Below are 15,658 nucleotides of genomic sequence, written 5' to 3'. Positions count from 1 at the left end.
TGCAAAAATAATAGTAATCATCTGAATTTTATAACAAAGGGGAATTTGTTATGGATACCTACAAACTTACAGCCTTTGAACCAAATGGAGAAAAACTGATTGATGAATCGTTTCAGGCCGGAAATGATGATGAAGCAAAAGAAATCGGGGCCAGGATGCTTGAAGAAAAGAATTTAAGCGATAAGACACATCGCTGTACCTCACCAAGAGGAAAGTTGATATTGTTTCATCCTTAAGAAAAGCGGAAGCGCCTTGGTCAGCCCCGACAAGCGTTGGAGGACCGACCGGTGAAGTCGTCCTTTGACTTCATTGGGCGGACCGAAACGTCTCGAGGGGCTAGGCGCTGGAGCTGGACAAAAGAAAAGCGGAAGCGCCTTGGTCAGCCCCGATAAGCGTTGGAGGACCGACCGGTGAAGTCGCTCTTTGACTTCATTGGGCGGAACCAAACGTCTCGAGGGGCTAGGCGCTGGAGCTGGACAATTCTCGAAGTGAACTTATACCTTCCTGTATTAGAAAAGCGAAGAGGAAAAGTCCTCTTCGCTTTTTTATTTACCAGTGAAATTAGGCTTTCTCTTCTCAAGGAATGCTTTGATTCCTTCTTGATGGTCCTCTGTCTGTCGCATTTTGTGTTGCCCGTATTTTTCCAGTTCAAGAATTTTCAAAAGTGAAGGACGATTTTTCTCAGCCAGGATCTTCTTTGTTTTGATCATAGCCTGCACCGGTTTATTCAGCCATTCCTGCACTTTCTGATCGATTGCTTCTGTGAAATCCCCTTCTGGTACTTCATCAACCAATCCAAGGCCTAGTGCCTCCCCGGCGGATAGCGTCTTGCCATCCCAAATTAACTGCTTCGCCTTTGTTTCCCCCAGCCGCTCTTCCATGAAGAAGTGGCCTCCTCCATCAGGAATCAAGCCAATTCCAATGAAATTCATCGCAATCTTGCTGGAAGGCTCAGCGATTATGTAGTCGGTCGCCAGCGCCAGGCTGAAGCCAAGACCAGCGGCTGCTCCTGTTACAGCGCTGATTGTTAGCTTTGGCATGCTATACAGGGTCACAATCATATCATGAATATCATCCATCACGTGGTAGAAATCGCTTTCATTTGTATTCGAAAGCATTGTTTTAATATCACCGCCGGCAGAAAAAGCACGTCCAGAACCTCTAATCACCACAATATCAATTTCATCAGACTTACAGATTTCTTTCAGGTTCATCGTGACCCCTTTAATCATCTCCACATCCAGAGCGTTCATTGCCTGTGGCCTGTTCAATTCCAGGACAGCTACACGCCCGTCAATATCTAACTTTACAGTCTCAGTTGAAAATTCAATCGTCATCTTCATCCCCTCCAATAGGTCCTTTTATTTTTATTATAAAGGGAGAAGTTATATTTAAAAACTTTTTTCTCACTATTTAGATTTTTTTAAATAAATGGCTGGGCTTAAACTGGGAATTCATCTGAATTTTCCATCTCGCGGAATTCCCTGCCATTTTCGCGGAATTAAAATTGGTTTTCGCGGAATTCAGGCTTACATTCGCGGAATCATCTCGAATTTTCGCGGAAACCAGCCAAAAATGCTCCCGAAATTAATCTCCGGGAGCTTTCTTTATTAAATCATCGCTTTATTGAACAGGGAATCAAGGATTTCAATCTTTTTATCTGCATATTCTTTAAAGCTATCGTTATATGACTTGGGATCCTTTGGATTTGAAAATTGTGTTATGACACCGGTATCCGGATCGATGAATTTACTTGATGCGCCGCAGCCGAGGCCAATGATGGTCTGTTGTTCTTCCATGATAATGATATTGTACAGGCTTTCCTGGCCTGGGAAGGCGTAACCTACATTCTCGAGGTTCCCAAGAATGTTCTTTTGCCTGTACAGATAATATGGTACATAGTCATGCTCTTTCGTCCATGATTCAGCCATGTTCATCATTTTCTCAATTTCAATGCGGTCGGCCACTTTATATTTCTGTTTATTCCTTGTCATCTCGGATGCTCTTTTAAATGAAAGAGTATGGACTGTCAGCGATTCTGGCATCAGCTTTTTTGTTTCAGCAAGCGTATGGCCGAATTCCTCGGTTCCTTCACCTGGAAGGCCGATAATCAAATCCATATTGATATTGTTCATTCCCATTTCACGTGCAAGATGGAATTTTTCAATCGTTTCTTCAACCGTATGATGACGGCCGATTGCCTTCAATGTTTCCTGGATGTATGACTGTGGATTGATGCTGATCCGGTCAATATTCCACTTTTTCAGGACTTCCAGTTTTTCAGGTGTGATGGTATCTGGACGTCCGGCTTCGACTGTTACTTCCCTGATGTTTTCGACATCCGGGAACGATTGATGGACCTCTTCATAGAGCATGTCCATCTCCTCGGCTGTAATCGAAGTCGGTGTTCCTCCTCCATAATAAACGGTGGTAATTTTGACATCATTTTTCTTCAGCCAATCGCCGATTTTTCGAATTTCATAGTGGAGACCGCCCAGGAATGAATCGACTGACCCCTGACGCCCGTTGATGGCGTATGCCGGGAAAGTACAATACGCACATTTCGTCGGACAGAAAGGGATGCCGATATAGATGCTGACACCGTTTTTTAAATCGTATAAATCTGGCAGAACAGCAAGCTGGCGGTCTACAATTTGCTGCATGAGCTTGATTTTCTCATCTGAAATCAAATATTGCTCTTTCAGCTCTTTATGGGCTGTTTCCTGCTTTGCTCCTTCACGAAGTTTCTTATGCAAAAGCTTTGTAGGCCGGACCCCTGTGAGTATGCCCCATTTCTGGATAATTCCTGTCCAGTCCTGCAGTACTACTAAATAAGCCCTTGAAACCACGGTTTTAAGGATTTTGAACTGTTCTTTTTCACTTAATCCTTCAGGGGCTTTTTTATCTGCCTCCGCTGTAAAAATGGCCCCATCCCTTGCTGTTAATGCTGCTTTTACACGGAGGGTCTCTTCGAAATGAACCTCAAAATCAATCCTCGCATCTGCTTCTGATTCAGATTCGCCTAGAATTACTTGTGATTCCTCGAAAAATAGATTTGCGATCAGTTCCAATGGCCGCTGGAACCTTTCATCATTAATACCTTTTATATGAACTCTCATGAATTTATCACCTTTTCAATTTAACATGCTTCAATAAGTGTAATAGAATTATGATTCACTGGTCAAGACAGTGCAAAAGCTACCAGTATTCACGTGTGATTGATTCTTTTTTTTATAAATCCTGTATATTCCTGAATGCAAAAATAATGTTCCTTAAGTCACGTATATACCTTAAACCAACTAATGTTCCTAAAAACCTCATATATTCCTTAAACCAACTATTATATTCCTCAAAAACCTCATATAATCTTTAAAACTTTTGATATTTTCCCTAAAAACCAAATATGTTCCCAAACACACTAAAAGCATGCCTGCAGTCAATTCAGGCATGCTTCTATATTTTACATTTTAATAATGTTCATTTTTCGAAGGAATTCAATTGGCTGCTGTTTGCGGAAGTGTTCTTTGATCATATAGCTGACGCCGTGCTGGTTATTGGATCGTGTCACCCAGTCTGCAGCCATTTTAACTTCTGGAGATGCGTTTCCCATCGCGACGCCAAGTCCGCAGGCACGAATCATATCCATGTCATCACTGCTGTCGCCGATAGCGACCATTTCCTTCAGCGGGATGCCAAGATGCTCGCCCAGCTGAATAAGTCCATTCAGCTTTGATACTCCTTCAGGCATGATATCGAGCCGATAGTCATTCAGCTTTGAGAGTGAGACTTCAGAGAACATCCCTTTAATCGCTTGTTGTGCATCTGGCAGATCTTCCTCGTACTCAAAATAGACTTCAATTTTTGGTGGAGATACTGGATCATTCACAAGAGTTTCACTGATCGAATCGGTGAATTGCTGTGAATAGAAAATCGGGTCACCTGAAGTGAACACCGTCTTTGCCAGCAGGTTATGATTCAATTTATACTTGTTAGCCAGCGAATACTTTTCATGGACCAGGCGGATTTGGCATGGAAAGCTTTCGAGGAACCTGACAAGCTGGAAGGTGACATCCTCCGGAATCCTTTTTTCAAACACAGGGTCACTGCGCAGATCGTGTGAAATATAGGACCCAAGATGTGTTACCAGCAATGAATTTATTTTCAGTGCTTTAGCCACTTTTTTGGCTGATGGAAAGCTTCTGGAAGTTACTAGAGTCACGTAAACTCCTTTTTGCTGGACGTACTCAATCGCATCCCTTGTAGATTTATGGAGCCTTCCATTTGATTGAAGAATCGTGCCATCCACGTTAAGCGCAAGAAGACGGTATATCATTTATATGCCCCCCATTTCTTCGGTGTTTTCGTCCTTATTTAACTTGTATGATAGAAACCAAAAGAATAGAACAAAGGGGGATTATGTAAAAAAACTCCCGGTGAAGGTACCGGGAGTTTCCTGTTTTTTATTGTTGCTGATTTGGGTTTCCGTAAAGTTCTTCCAGAGGTTTCATGATAATCTGGTTCAGCTCGCCGATGACCATGCTCATTCTTTGCTCTGCTTCCATAAGCTTTGAAATCAGTTGATGCTGCTGTACAAGTGCAACAGTCTTTTGGGCCTGTTCTACTTCTTCCTGAGTAATTTGCTGCCCGGTCATTTGCTTTTCCTGAAGCTGCATCTGGATATTGCGGAAGTTTTCAAACATAGCTTTTGCTGACGGATCGTTGTTCACCGCATCGTAAAGTCGTTTCAATTCTGTGTATTCCGAACTGTTCCTGATTACTTTTTCTAATTCGTAGGCTGAATCATAAAGATTGACTGCCATTCAAATCACTCCTTCTCCGTTAAAAGCTCCACTTCACTATAACAAACTATGTTGGTGAATGCCAAAAGTTCAAGTTTTCTGGAATTTGCCCAGCCAGAAAAATCACCAATAATCACAAATATTCATAGGATGCAATATGTGTGTTTGCCTATTTTACTATGGGCTGTTTTCCTTAAGCGGCCAGAAGAAAATGAGGGGAAGCTATGACGCCAGTTAAATTTGAAGGCCAGCCAACAACCCCTGTCATCGCTTTGCTGACCGAAGTAAGAGAAGATCACGGTCCAGACTTCGGCAAAGTCCATTCCTTTTGCGAAGAACTCCACCAGGGAATAACGGACTCGGGCGGGAGCTTTTATGTTTTTTCACTCAAAGACTTTTCCGATGATGGAGTCAAGGGCTTTTATTATGACCGGGATGCCGGGGAATGGAAAAAAGGAACCCTCCCTTTACCTCGAGTGATCTACAACCGAGTTTCTTCACGCAGAACTGAATTCAGCAAAGGATTTAAGGGTTTTTTAAATAAATTGCATGCTATGGGAATAAAGATATTTAATCATCGTTTTCTATCCAAATGGGAAATTCATGAATTTTTAATGGAGGAGGACCATTTACAGTCCTTCATACCGGAAACACATCTGTTCAACGAAAGCATGCTCGAAAAAATGCTCGGGAAGTATGATGAGTTATACATCAAACCTGTTCACGGAAGTCAGGGGCGAAATATAATCCAGCTCGTTAAATCGAACGAAATGATCCACGCTTCATTGTCCTCCATGCCTGCAAAGGAGTTATCAGCTTTTCAGGATGTTGCTGAGTTAGCACGCGCTTTTGCCCCTTTGGTGGAGAAAAGGCTTTGTATCATCCAGCAAGGAGTACAGCTGTCAGAATTAAATGGCAGAAAGATGGATTTCAGGGTCCTCTGTCATAAAAATGCCCAGCAATTCTGGAAGGTCACTTCGATTGTTGCCCGGTTGTCGGCCGAACAATATTTTGTTTCCAATATTGCGCGCGGAGGCGAAGTCATGAAGCCCGCCCAAACGCTGGCGTTGATATTCGGTAAGGAACAGGCCCGGCAACAGCTTGCACTAATGAAAGAGTTAGCGCTGGAAACAGCTGAAACGATCGGCCGGCATGCTGAGGGGCACACAGCTGAGCTGGGGATTGATATTGGGATCGACATTAAAGGAAGCTTGTGGCTGATCGAGGCCAACTCCAAGCCCTCTAAGAATTTTGAGGAGCGCGGCAATAAAATCAGGCCCTCGACGAAAGCCATCATTGACCATTGCTATGGACTATGCAAGCCTTAGTCCAAAAGGAGATATGCAAATGATTTCATTCGGAATGATGTCACGATCATTAAACAGTGAGCGAAATTATTTTACCGAAATTGCAAGACAGGCAAATCCAGGCATATTCACCTGTTTCAGATTTTCACCAGGAAAAATACATCCGATTACTGAAAAGGTGTCAGGAGAGAAATTCGACCACGAAAATGATAAATGGATAAGGTCCGAATTCCCGCTGCCAAAAATTATATACGACCGTTGTTTTTATACAAATGACCCTGGATCGAAACAATCCATGTCAATTGTGAAGTGGTTGAAAAACCGGAAGGATATTTCTTTCCTAGGAAACGGGTTGCCAAATAAATGGGCCATTTATGAGGTCCTTTCCAAGTCCTCACTTGCTCCATATATTCCCCAGACCATCCTGGCGACAGAAGGAAAATCGATAATAGACCAACTCAAAAAATGGAATCCGGCCATTTTAAAACCAGTTTTCGGCTCGGGCGGAGCGGGTATTTACAAAGTTCATTTATCAGGTACAAAGTTTACAATCTCGGCTGACCTTGATGGAACCCTATCGGAGAAAATATTTAATTCCACGAGTGAGACCGAGTCCTGGCTCGATAGACTTTGCAGCAAACACGAATATATGATGCAGCCTTATCTCGAACTGTCCGATTCACAAAACTGCCCCTTTGATATAAGAGTGCTCCTGCAAAAGGACCGGCAAGATCAATGGGTCCTGCGAGGAAAAGGGATACGTCGCGGACATAAAGATGGCATCTTATCGAATCTGACTGCAGGCGGTGAAGTCCTTTCATTTGCAGACTACGAGGGTTCACTGGATTTCCGTTCGAAAAGATTTATTTTACATGAATTAGAAGAAATTCTCTCGGTGCTTCCTGAAGTCCTTGAAGCTTCCTTTCCGCGGTTATTTGAGCTCGGCATTGATATTGGTGTTTCCAAAGACAAAGCACTGTGGGTGCTGGATACGAATTCAAAGCCAGGCAGAAAAGTTATCACATCCATTCATCCAGACCTGAAAGACGTTCTGTACAAAGCTCCGCTTGAATACGCCTTGGCACTTTCAGATACTCTGCCAGAAAGAGAGGGACACCATTTATGAGAAAGAGATATCCTGTTGAAATCATCAGCCATTCCAAGCAACTCGTCTTCCTCCCAGCCGACCTTCCCAATAGCAAGGAAATCAGAAAAGTAGCTTTCGGAAACAAGCTGCTTGATGTCACTGCCGCACCCCACCCAAAAGGCAGGAATGTGATTGTGCTCAGCAATGACGTGCAGAAGGAACTTTCCATGCCAGATCTTTCGATTCCGCTGCATATTTTTATCGATCAGCAGACATTATTTATCGGGCCGCTTATTGGCATCCTTACGTCTGGCTTTACTCCATACCCGTTAAGACCAATTGGTGAAAGATCGATGTTCTTCGCCAAGCTCCTTTCGGTCAATAAATCAGTGGGTGCCCTTCCATTTGTCTTTGGTGAAGAGCATATTGACTGGGAACAAGGTTTGATTGACGGTTATTTTTTCGTGGATGGCGGTTGGGAGAAAATTAAAGTCCCATTTCCTAATGTAGTATACGACCGGCTGCCGAACAGGCGGACTGAGCGAAAGTCAGAGCTTAGAAGCTTGAAATCGAGAATGCAGACAGATTACCTGATTCCATGGTATAACCCGGGTTTTTTCAGCAAGCTGGACGTTTTTGAAAGGCTTCAGCAGGATGAACGCGCAGTTGTGTACCTGCCTGAAACCCATCAATTTTCTTCTTTTTCGGTTATTGAGAGAATGCTTTCCAACTATGGGAATGTCTATGTCAAACCAGTCAATGGAAGCCTTGGGCTGGGAATCCATCAAATACTTTTTGATAAGCATAATGGCTACTACTATTGCCGTTACCGCGGCCAGGACGGGGTTAATAAATTGACGAAGTTTGACAGCCTTGAAAAACTGATGAAGAAGGTATTTTACAAGCGGAACCTATCCCAGATGATTGTCCAGCAGGGCATCAGCCTGCTTAGATCGGAAAAAAGGCTGATTGATTTCAGGGTTCATACGAACAAAGATGAATACGGAAAGTGGCAGGTTGCAGCAATTGCCGCTAAAATCGCCGGCCAGGGCAGTGTGACGACTCACGTGAACAACGGCGGAATCGTGAAATCGCTTGACGAGCTCTTCGAGGATCAGGCTGAGCGGGAGTCATGTGAAAAGAAGCTTACGGAAGCCGCCCTGCTCCTTAGCTCCATTTTAGAAAAAAATATGGAAGGTATCATTGGCGAGATTGGTTTTGACTTGGGTGTTGATAAATCAGGAAGAGTATGGCTGTTTGAAGCAAATTCGAAACCGGGGCGGTCAATTTTCAAGCACCCGAAATTAAAAAATTTCGATTTTCTTACACGGAAGCTGTCCCTTTCATTCGGCATATTTTTAGCCGAAAAAGCGATTACTGCACCTGAGGACCTTTTTCAATGAACCTTCGCTATCATACCGAATCGAAGGAATGGACATATGAAGCCAAAGCTGGCAGTAAAATCAGCTTTGGCTTTAATAAAATCAGCCTGCCTTCCACTCCTTCAAACACACTTCTTCACGACACACAGCCATTCTCCTTAAGAAACAAGCTGGGAAATATAGGGCCACTGGTTGGAATCATGACCTCTTTCAGCAAAAATATGTCGCTTGCAGGCAATGGTTCATTATTCAAAGCCCTGCAAACAGAAATAACGAAGCGTAATGGAATGACCGTTGTATTCCCTCCGGAAACGATCGTCAAAGATGGTCTGACCGGTGTTACATTTTTACCTGATACTCAAAAATGGATACCTATAAAAACGCCATTGCCTCATCTAGTCTTTAACCGGGTACCGTACAGGAAGGCAGAGCAACAGTTGGCTTTCAAAGATGCTGTGAACTACCTGATTGCCCTCGGCATCCCTTTTTTCAATCCAGCCTTCATAAATAAAAACAAGTTATACCATCTTTTTGCAAGCCATGACCAATTAAGGAAGCTTATGCCCGAAAGCATATCTGTTAAATCTCTGAACCAGCTGGATGCTTTTCTTGATAAACATAAGGGAATCTATCTTAAACCCTCATCTTCCTCCAAGGGCATTGGTATTTTCCGCATCCGGCAGAGGAATTGGCAGATTGAATTCGAGAGCCATTCACATCGCCACCATTATAATGGGATCACGGAATTTTGGAATGCGAAGTCGAAGCAGCTGTTAAAATACGATTATATCGCCCAGAAAGAAGTCAGGCCTGCAGCCATAGATGGAAAACGATTCGATTTTCGTGTTCATGCACATGACGGACAAAATGGATATGAAGTAACAGGCATCGGCATCCGCCAATCCGAGAAACAAGATTTGACCACACACATCCCGAACGGGGGAAGCCTGCTCCCATATATAACGGTGAAGAATCCCAGGCATGATGCATTTTTTGCCTGGGCTGTAAGGGAAATCGGCATGATGCTGACAGAGGAATTAGGCTATTTCGGAGAGTTCTCCCTCGATGCGGGGCTTACGGAAGACGGCAAGTATGTAATCTATGAAGTGAACTCGAAGCCAATGAGCTTTGATGAGCCGCAAATTGAAGAAAAAAGAATCATTGCACTTGTGGATTTATTTTTCAGAAAAACAGGATTTTCAGATTGATTGTCCTCCCTCTTCCACTATTACTATATAATAGTGGAAGATATAATCTATTAGGGGGAATCGAATTGATCACTCATTTCCAGTTCAAATCATTATTTGAAAATAAAGAAATGCCCGGCTGGCATTTTTCCTTTTATTTTAAAAAGCAGAAGTTCACCGGAATCTACCATCAAAATGGGGAAATTCAATGGACCTCTGAACAGCCTTCCGATGAGTATAGCGGCCAATTGAAAGAGCAAATACATGAGCTGATGCTCTTCCATGTCTATGACAAATAAAGTGTATGTTTCTCAATCCTTTCCGACATTCTAAGCTTAAAAGTGTTTGAAGGAGGAAATTATGAAACATAAGACCGAAAAGAAGTTCGCTGATGACCTGCAAAATGAAGGTCGGGACAAAGTATATGTAGATGTCGACAGAATCATCAATGAGGGAATGGCAGGCGGATCGGTCCATCGATTGGACAGTACCCCGAATATTGAAGAAAGCCATGATTTCCCCCCTGAGGACCCGCCTAATGAATAAAATCAGCTAACCCCTCAACCATATATACGCGCGGACTTGCGTAAAAAAAAGACACCACATCCCCAAAAGGATGCTGGTGTCTTATCTGCTTTTTACAATCATATTTACTGCATCTTTAATCGCTTCGTCGGCTTCTTTGCCTTCCTTTGCTGCTTCAGTGATGCATGATTCCAGGTTCTTTGCAACGATAAAACCAATCGCACGGTCTACTGCGGAACGGACTGCAGATAATTGTGTGACAACATCCTTGCAGTGATTCTCTTCTTCCATCATGCGAATAACGCCGCGGACTTGGCCTTCTAAACGCTTTAGACGGTTTTTCATTTCTGGTGTGTATTCCATTTCCTGCACCTCTCTCTTACGGTACCCCGTATTGTATCTATTTTACCCATTTTCTTCCCTTTTATCTACCGATTCATAGCACTTTGATGAATTCACTTTTAAAAGCTTCACCTGTTATAATAAAAGAAATGTCAGCTTTTATCAAATTAAATCTGAGGATACTTATATGATTAATAAAATACTAGCTTATTTCCCTTATTCTGTCACGCACAATACTTTTCCAGCCAATCCATCTCCTGACTATTATTGGTTCAAAAACAGCGGCAGCGAACCATCCTGGATCAGTATTCCAAAGGAGAGTATTTCTGAAGACCAGCTTGATCTGATGAAACATCTGCTTCACTTAATTGAAACTGAAAAACACACCGCAATCGCTGGTGCAGCTCATGTCTGGAATTCGTTTCTTTTTCATGATGGTGCATTACCTTCTGTTGAAAGTGATGAAATCCGATTCATCCAGTTCAAGCTTCAGGCTACACACCCGGATACAGAGGAGATTAATGAAGCATTAAAAGGCTTTTTTCCAGATCATATCATACTATGGCTTAAGGACTCTTACGGCATCATCATTGAGGAAAAGAAAGAAATAGTGGAAGATGCCGACGAGGTTCAGTCGATTTCTTCTACTTTCGAAAGTGATTTTTTTATAAAAATCTCTTTTTATATCGGCAAATTCCAAAAAGTATCAGATCAGCTCCCGCATTTTTTTGCCAGAGAAAAACAGGTATTCCATGATTTATTAAAACTTACAAACCGAGTAGATGTGTACACATTTGAAAAGGCATTCCCCAGGCTGCTGGCATCACAACTGCCTGATCATTTGAAGGATATACTTAGCTATTCGATACTCGAGGCATTTAGTGAAGAGAAAGAATTAATGGCTACTATCAAGATGTATCTTGAAAGCAATTCTAATGTCTCACTTGCGGCTAAAAAATTGTATGTTCACCGAAATACCCTCCAGTACAGATTGGACAAGTTCACGGAAAGAACCGGAGTGAACTTAAAGGATTTTGATGCGGCAGTGATGGTTTATCTTTCCGGCCTCTATGTTGAAATGCGATAAGGCCAGCGCTTTCATATTCTTTGAACAAACTGCATAAAAGGGCTTTCATGTTTTTTGTGCATCCTGCCGATGATAAATGAATGGCATTTTCGCTAAACTGTTCTTGTAGTCAAACAATCAGGGAGGCTTAAAAAATGGCCGAGTTAAAATTAGACAATATTTATAAAATCTATGATAACAAAGTAACTGCTGTTGAGGATTTCAACCTTCATATCCAGGATAAAGAATTCATTGTATTCGTTGGACCATCTGGCTGCGGTAAATCTACGACACTTCGTATGATCGCAGGTCTTGAAGAAATCTCAAAAGGTGATTTCTACATCGATGGAAAGCGCGTGAACGACGTTCCTCCAAAAGATCGTGATATCGCAATGGTTTTCCAGAACTATGCACTATATCCGCACATGACGGTTTACGATAACATGGCTTTCGGATTGAAGCTTCGCAAGTTTCCGAAAGACGAAATTGACCGCCGAGTTAAAGAGGCAGCGAAGATTCTTGGTCTTGAGCCTTACCTGGACCGCAAGCCAAAAGCACTTTCCGGCGGCCAGCGCCAGCGTGTTGCTTTGGGCCGTGCAATCGTCCGTGACGCAAAAGTATTCTTGATGGACGAACCTTTATCAAACCTTGATGCAAAGCTTCGTGTACAGATGCGTGCTGAAATCGCAAAACTTCACCGCCGCCTGGACACAACTACTATTTATGTAACCCATGACCAGACTGAAGCGATGACAATGGCAACTCGCCTTGTTGTCATGAAGGATGGCGTGATCCAGCAGGTTGGAGCTCCAAAAGAAGTTTACGAAAACCCGGAAAATGTCTTCGTAGGCGGCTTCATTGGCTCTCCTTCCATGAACTTCTTCAATGGTAAGCTTGAAGAGGGTAAATTCACTGTCAATAACTCGTCAATCGCGATTCCAGAAGGAAAGATGAAAGTCCTTCGCTCACAAGGATATGTCGGCAAAGATATCATCCTTGGCGTTAGACCAGAGGATCTTCATGATGAGCCGGTATTCATTGATGCTTCACAGGGTTCAACTGTTAAAGCAACAGTTGAAGTATCCGAATTGACTGGTGCAGAAACAATGATTTACTCACAATTTGAAGGCCAGGATTTCGTTGCTCGTGTAGATTCACGTACCGATGTAGAACCAGGACAAGTAATGGAACTAGCATTCGACATGAACAAAGTCCACTTCTTCGATGCAGAAACAGAAGTTAGGATCCGCCCATAATGGAGAAAAAAAGCAACCATTGCGGTTGCTTTTTTTTTACTACATGCATGATTCATTCTTCAATTAAGAATACCTCGCTTGCCCCGCAGTTTGGACATTTAAACAAATGAGGGCATTGCTCCTCTGCAAAATCAGCAGGATACCCATCCTCAAGCTTCATTTGGTCAATCGGCATATATGGACTGTAATCATCATAATAGTCTGCTTCCCTTCCATTGTTCTCCATGCTGTTGCTGCAGTTTGGGCATGGAGGAGTAATGGTCCTGAAGCCATTGCAAATCGGGCACATCCCCATCTTTCTTCATTCCTTTCCTCACCTGCTGTTATAGATAGTGTGTGTTGATTAAAAATGGTTATGTGGGGTGATAATATTGGTATTAATTACCTTATATCATCAGCGCATAAACTTTTCAGAACAAAACATACTAGTTATTAATAAAACAGCAGCAGAGAAAACGCAGCTGCAGAAACAAGTAACGATATTGGGTTAAGCCTTAGTAGGCAGCTATAACGCGCGCCGGTGCAAATCCGGCTAGCCCAGCCAAACTCCTCATCATGGGTTAAACCAGGAGGCATGGCAAGAGCCATGATTGGTTCGAATCCAATACTAACCCAAATACAACTTTGAAAAACACGAAGGAGGAAATATTAATGGCTAGCAGTAACAACTCTAATCAATTATTAGTTCCTGGTGTTCAACAAGCTCTAGATCAAATGAAGTACGAAATCGCTTCAGAATTTGGCGTACAGCTTGGCGGCGAAACTACTTCTCGCGCTAACGGTTCAGTTGGTGGAGAAATCACTAAGCGCCTTGTGCAAATGGCTGAGCAACAACTTGGCGGATCTATTCGCTAAATAGCAGTTAACAATAAAATAGAATGGCTTAGGCCCCCTTTCATAAGGGGGCCTTTACGTTGTGCACATTCGTTCGGAAATTTGCCCAGTCCTTTAGTTCCTTGAATAACTGCCTTATCAAATCATCTTTTCTGGCTTGACCCATTCATCATATTGTTCTGCTGTTAAATATCCTGTCTTGATTGCAGCTTCCTTCAATGTTGTGTTTTCCTTGAAGGCAAGCTTGGCAATTTCGGCTGCTTTTACATAGCCAATATGCGGATTTAAAGATGTAACAAGCATGAGTGAGCGCTGAACATGGCCGGCAATGACATCCAGATTCGCCTCAATGCCTTCTGCACAGTTATCATTGAATGATCTCATTCCATCTGCCAGAAGTCTTGCGCTTTGCAAGAAATTATAAATGATCACAGGTTTAAACACATTCAACTCAAAATTCCCCTGACTTGCCGCGAATCCGATTGTTGCATCATTTCCAAAAACCTGTGTTGCCACCATAGTCAATGCCTCACTTTGCGTTGGATTGACCTTGCCTGGCATAATCGAGCTGCCTGGTTCATTTGCCGGTATGGAGAGTTCTCCAATTCCGCTTCTCGGGCCGCTGGCAAGCCAACGCACATCATTGGCAATTTTCATCAAGTCTGCGGCCAATGCTTTTAATGCTCCATGAAGGAACACAATCTCGTCATGGGATGTCAGGGCCTGGAATTTATTTGGTGCAGAACGGAATGTTTCCCCAGTTTGCTCAGACAGCTTGACTGCTACCTGATCTCCAAAGTCTTTCGCCGCATTTATTCCTGTACCGACGGCCGTACCGCCAATGGCCAGATCCCCTGCGTACTTGAGAGCATCATTAATCATCTGTTCATCTTTTTCCAGCATCGCTCTCCAACCGCTAATTTCTTGCCCCAATGTTAATGGGGTAGCATCCTGGAGATGTGTTCGGCCAATTTTAATGATCTCATTGAATTCCAGTTCTTTTTTCTTCAGCGTATCCTTAAAAAGTTCCAGCGCAGGCAAAACTTCACCGGTGACCTTTTTCACAGCGGCAATATGCATCGCTGTCGGGAATGTATCATTTGAACTCTGTGACATATTCACATCGTCATTTGGATGGACGTTTTCTTCTGCCTGCTGTTCTGCTAGCAGTTCGTTCGCCCTTCTAGCAATTACTTCATTCACGTTCATGTTCGATTGAGTCCCGCTGCCTGTCTGCCATACGACCAACGGAAAGTGCTCATCGAATTGCCCGGCAAGGATTTCATCACAAGCCGCCTCGATTACCTTCGCTTTTGTTTCTGATAACTTACCAGAAGCGGAATTCACCCTGGCTGCGGCCTTCTTTACTTCTGCAAAAGCATAGATGACTTCAATTGGCATTTTTTCAGTGCCAATTTTGAAATTCTGTTTGCTCCGCTGCGTTTGTGCGCCCCAGTATTTATTTGCCGGCACCTTGATTTCGCCCATTGTATCCCTTTCGATCCGAAAATCTGACAAAACGATCCCTCCTCAATCTAATTATTAACTTATCTAAACATTTAAAACATTTTCGCCTATAGGATACCTGTTTTAAAGAAGAATTTACAGAAAAGCGCCTTCAAGCAGACGAAAAAAAGCGGAAGCAGTCATGAGTGCTGCTTCCGCTTTTCATTATGTCTATTTTTGCTTTGGGTTATGCCTTATAAATTGCATAACCGATATAATAGCCCAGGATCATGATGCTAGCGATGCTTAAGGTAACTGTTAACTCTGCCATCTTAACAACCTCCTGAAAATCAATCTCTTTATTATTAAAGTACCACAGCAATACTTGAGACATCACGGGGGTTTCGGAACATTCTGTGACAAAGAC

Annotated in this window: 17 protein-coding genes; 10 read left to right on the top strand and 7 right to left on the bottom strand. The window is 42.9% G+C overall.

Features of this window, described 5'->3' with window-relative positions:
• Positions 1–50: 50 nt before the first annotated feature.
• The gene (locus tag B5X77_RS10585) at positions 51–236 is read left to right on the top strand and encodes a YhzD family protein (protein WP_079507900.1); all 186 of its coding nucleotides are present in this window, start codon (positions 51–53) and stop codon (positions 234–236) included.
• A 309-nt stretch (positions 237–545) separates the two neighbouring features.
• Here the strand turns inward: B5X77_RS10585 and B5X77_RS10580 are convergent, their stop codons facing one another.
• The 4 genes from B5X77_RS10580 to B5X77_RS10560 form a co-directional block, all read right to left on the bottom strand.
• A complete protein-coding gene (locus tag B5X77_RS10580) occupies positions 546–1,337 on the bottom strand; it encodes an enoyl-CoA hydratase (protein ID WP_079507898.1) in 792 nt (263 codons plus the stop codon).
• A 273-nt stretch (positions 1,338–1,610) separates the two neighbouring features.
• The gene (locus B5X77_RS10570; protein ID WP_079507894.1) at positions 1,611–3,119 is read right to left on the bottom strand and encodes a coproporphyrinogen III oxidase; all 1,509 of its coding nucleotides are present in this window, start codon (positions 3,117–3,119) and stop codon (positions 1,611–1,613) included.
• A 341-nt stretch (positions 3,120–3,460) separates the two neighbouring features.
• Positions 3,461–4,333, bottom strand: a complete 873-nt coding sequence (locus B5X77_RS10565) for a Cof-type HAD-IIB family hydrolase (protein WP_079507892.1) — start codon at positions 4,331–4,333, stop codon at positions 3,461–3,463.
• A gap of 127 nt (positions 4,334–4,460) precedes the next feature.
• On the bottom strand, positions 4,461–4,820 hold the full coding sequence (locus B5X77_RS10560) for a YlbF/YmcA family competence regulator (RefSeq protein WP_079507890.1): 360 nt from the start codon (positions 4,818–4,820) through the stop codon (positions 4,461–4,463).
• A gap of 203 nt (positions 4,821–5,023) precedes the next feature.
• Between B5X77_RS10560 and B5X77_RS10555 the strand changes: the two genes are divergently transcribed.
• The 6 genes from B5X77_RS10555 to B5X77_RS10530 all read left to right on the top strand — a co-directional run bounded on the left by B5X77_RS10555 (position 5,024) and on the right by B5X77_RS10530 (position 10,308).
• Entirely contained in the window at positions 5,024–6,127 is a 1,104-nt protein-coding gene (locus tag B5X77_RS10555; RefSeq protein WP_079507888.1) for a YheC/YheD family endospore coat-associated protein, read from the top strand.
• A gap of 19 nt (positions 6,128–6,146) precedes the next feature.
• Positions 6,147–7,232 carry a YheC/YheD family endospore coat-associated protein gene (locus tag B5X77_RS10550; protein ID WP_176167299.1) on the top strand — a complete coding sequence of 362 codons (1,086 nt, stop codon included), beginning with the start codon at positions 6,147–6,149 and terminating at the stop codon, positions 7,230–7,232.
• Positions 7,229–8,596 (top strand): YheC/YheD family endospore coat-associated protein, encoded by a 1,368-nt coding sequence (locus tag B5X77_RS10545; protein ID WP_079507884.1) that lies wholly within the window; start codon positions 7,229–7,231, stop codon positions 8,594–8,596. The genes B5X77_RS10550 and B5X77_RS10545 overlap by 4 nt, the downstream gene beginning before the upstream one ends.
• Complete coding sequence (locus B5X77_RS10540) at positions 8,593–9,783, top strand: YheC/YheD family endospore coat-associated protein (protein WP_079507882.1); 1,191 nt, start codon at positions 8,593–8,595, stop codon at positions 9,781–9,783. The genes B5X77_RS10545 and B5X77_RS10540 overlap by 4 nt, the downstream gene beginning before the upstream one ends.
• 65 nt (positions 9,784–9,848) lie before the next feature.
• Positions 9,849–10,061 (top strand): YheE family protein, encoded by a 213-nt coding sequence (locus tag B5X77_RS10535; protein WP_079507880.1) that lies wholly within the window; start codon positions 9,849–9,851, stop codon positions 10,059–10,061.
• Between the two features lie 61 nt (positions 10,062–10,122).
• Positions 10,123–10,308 carry a hypothetical protein gene (locus tag B5X77_RS10530; RefSeq protein ID WP_079507878.1) on the top strand — a complete coding sequence of 62 codons (186 nt, stop codon included), beginning with the start codon at positions 10,123–10,125 and terminating at the stop codon, positions 10,306–10,308.
• A gap of 81 nt (positions 10,309–10,389) precedes the next feature.
• Here B5X77_RS10530 and B5X77_RS10525 read toward each other — a convergent pair whose 3' ends face one another.
• The gene (locus tag B5X77_RS10525) at positions 10,390–10,650 is read right to left on the bottom strand and encodes a metal-sensitive transcriptional regulator (RefSeq protein ID WP_079507876.1); all 261 of its coding nucleotides are present in this window, start codon (positions 10,648–10,650) and stop codon (positions 10,390–10,392) included.
• A gap of 166 nt (positions 10,651–10,816) precedes the next feature.
• Between B5X77_RS10525 and B5X77_RS10520 the strand changes: the two genes are divergently transcribed.
• Together B5X77_RS10520 and B5X77_RS10515 are read left to right on the top strand one after the other, a co-directional pair.
• The gene (locus tag B5X77_RS10520; protein WP_079507874.1) at positions 10,817–11,716 is read left to right on the top strand and encodes a PucR family transcriptional regulator; all 900 of its coding nucleotides are present in this window, start codon (positions 10,817–10,819) and stop codon (positions 11,714–11,716) included.
• Between the two features lie 134 nt (positions 11,717–11,850).
• On the top strand, positions 11,851–12,951 hold the full coding sequence (locus B5X77_RS10515; RefSeq protein WP_079507872.1) for an ABC transporter ATP-binding protein: 1,101 nt from the start codon (positions 11,851–11,853) through the stop codon (positions 12,949–12,951).
• A gap of 52 nt (positions 12,952–13,003) precedes the next feature.
• Here B5X77_RS10515 and B5X77_RS10510 read toward each other — a convergent pair whose 3' ends face one another.
• A complete protein-coding gene (locus B5X77_RS10510) occupies positions 13,004–13,246 on the bottom strand; it encodes a hypothetical protein (protein WP_079507870.1) in 243 nt (80 codons plus the stop codon).
• Positions 13,247–13,602: 356 nt separating this feature from the next.
• On the opposite strand from B5X77_RS10510, the gene B5X77_RS10505 reads away from it, so the two are divergent.
• Positions 13,603–13,806: an alpha/beta-type small acid-soluble spore protein gene (locus B5X77_RS10505; RefSeq protein WP_079507868.1), complete on the top strand. Its 204-nt coding sequence runs from the start codon at positions 13,603–13,605 to the stop codon at positions 13,804–13,806.
• A gap of 117 nt (positions 13,807–13,923) precedes the next feature.
• Here B5X77_RS10505 and fumC read toward each other — a convergent pair whose 3' ends face one another.
• Positions 13,924–15,303 (bottom strand): class II fumarate hydratase, encoded by a 1,380-nt coding sequence (fumC, locus tag B5X77_RS10500; RefSeq protein WP_079507866.1) that lies wholly within the window; start codon positions 15,301–15,303, stop codon positions 13,924–13,926.
• Between the last annotated feature and the right edge of the window lie 355 nt (positions 15,304–15,658).

Source organism: Mesobacillus jeotgali (genome assembly GCF_900166585.1).
In the GTDB taxonomy this organism is placed as follows: Bacteria; Bacillota; Bacilli; order Bacillales; family Cytobacillaceae; genus Mesobacillus; species Mesobacillus jeotgali_A.
This window is presented reverse-complemented; position numbering and strand designations above follow the sequence as displayed.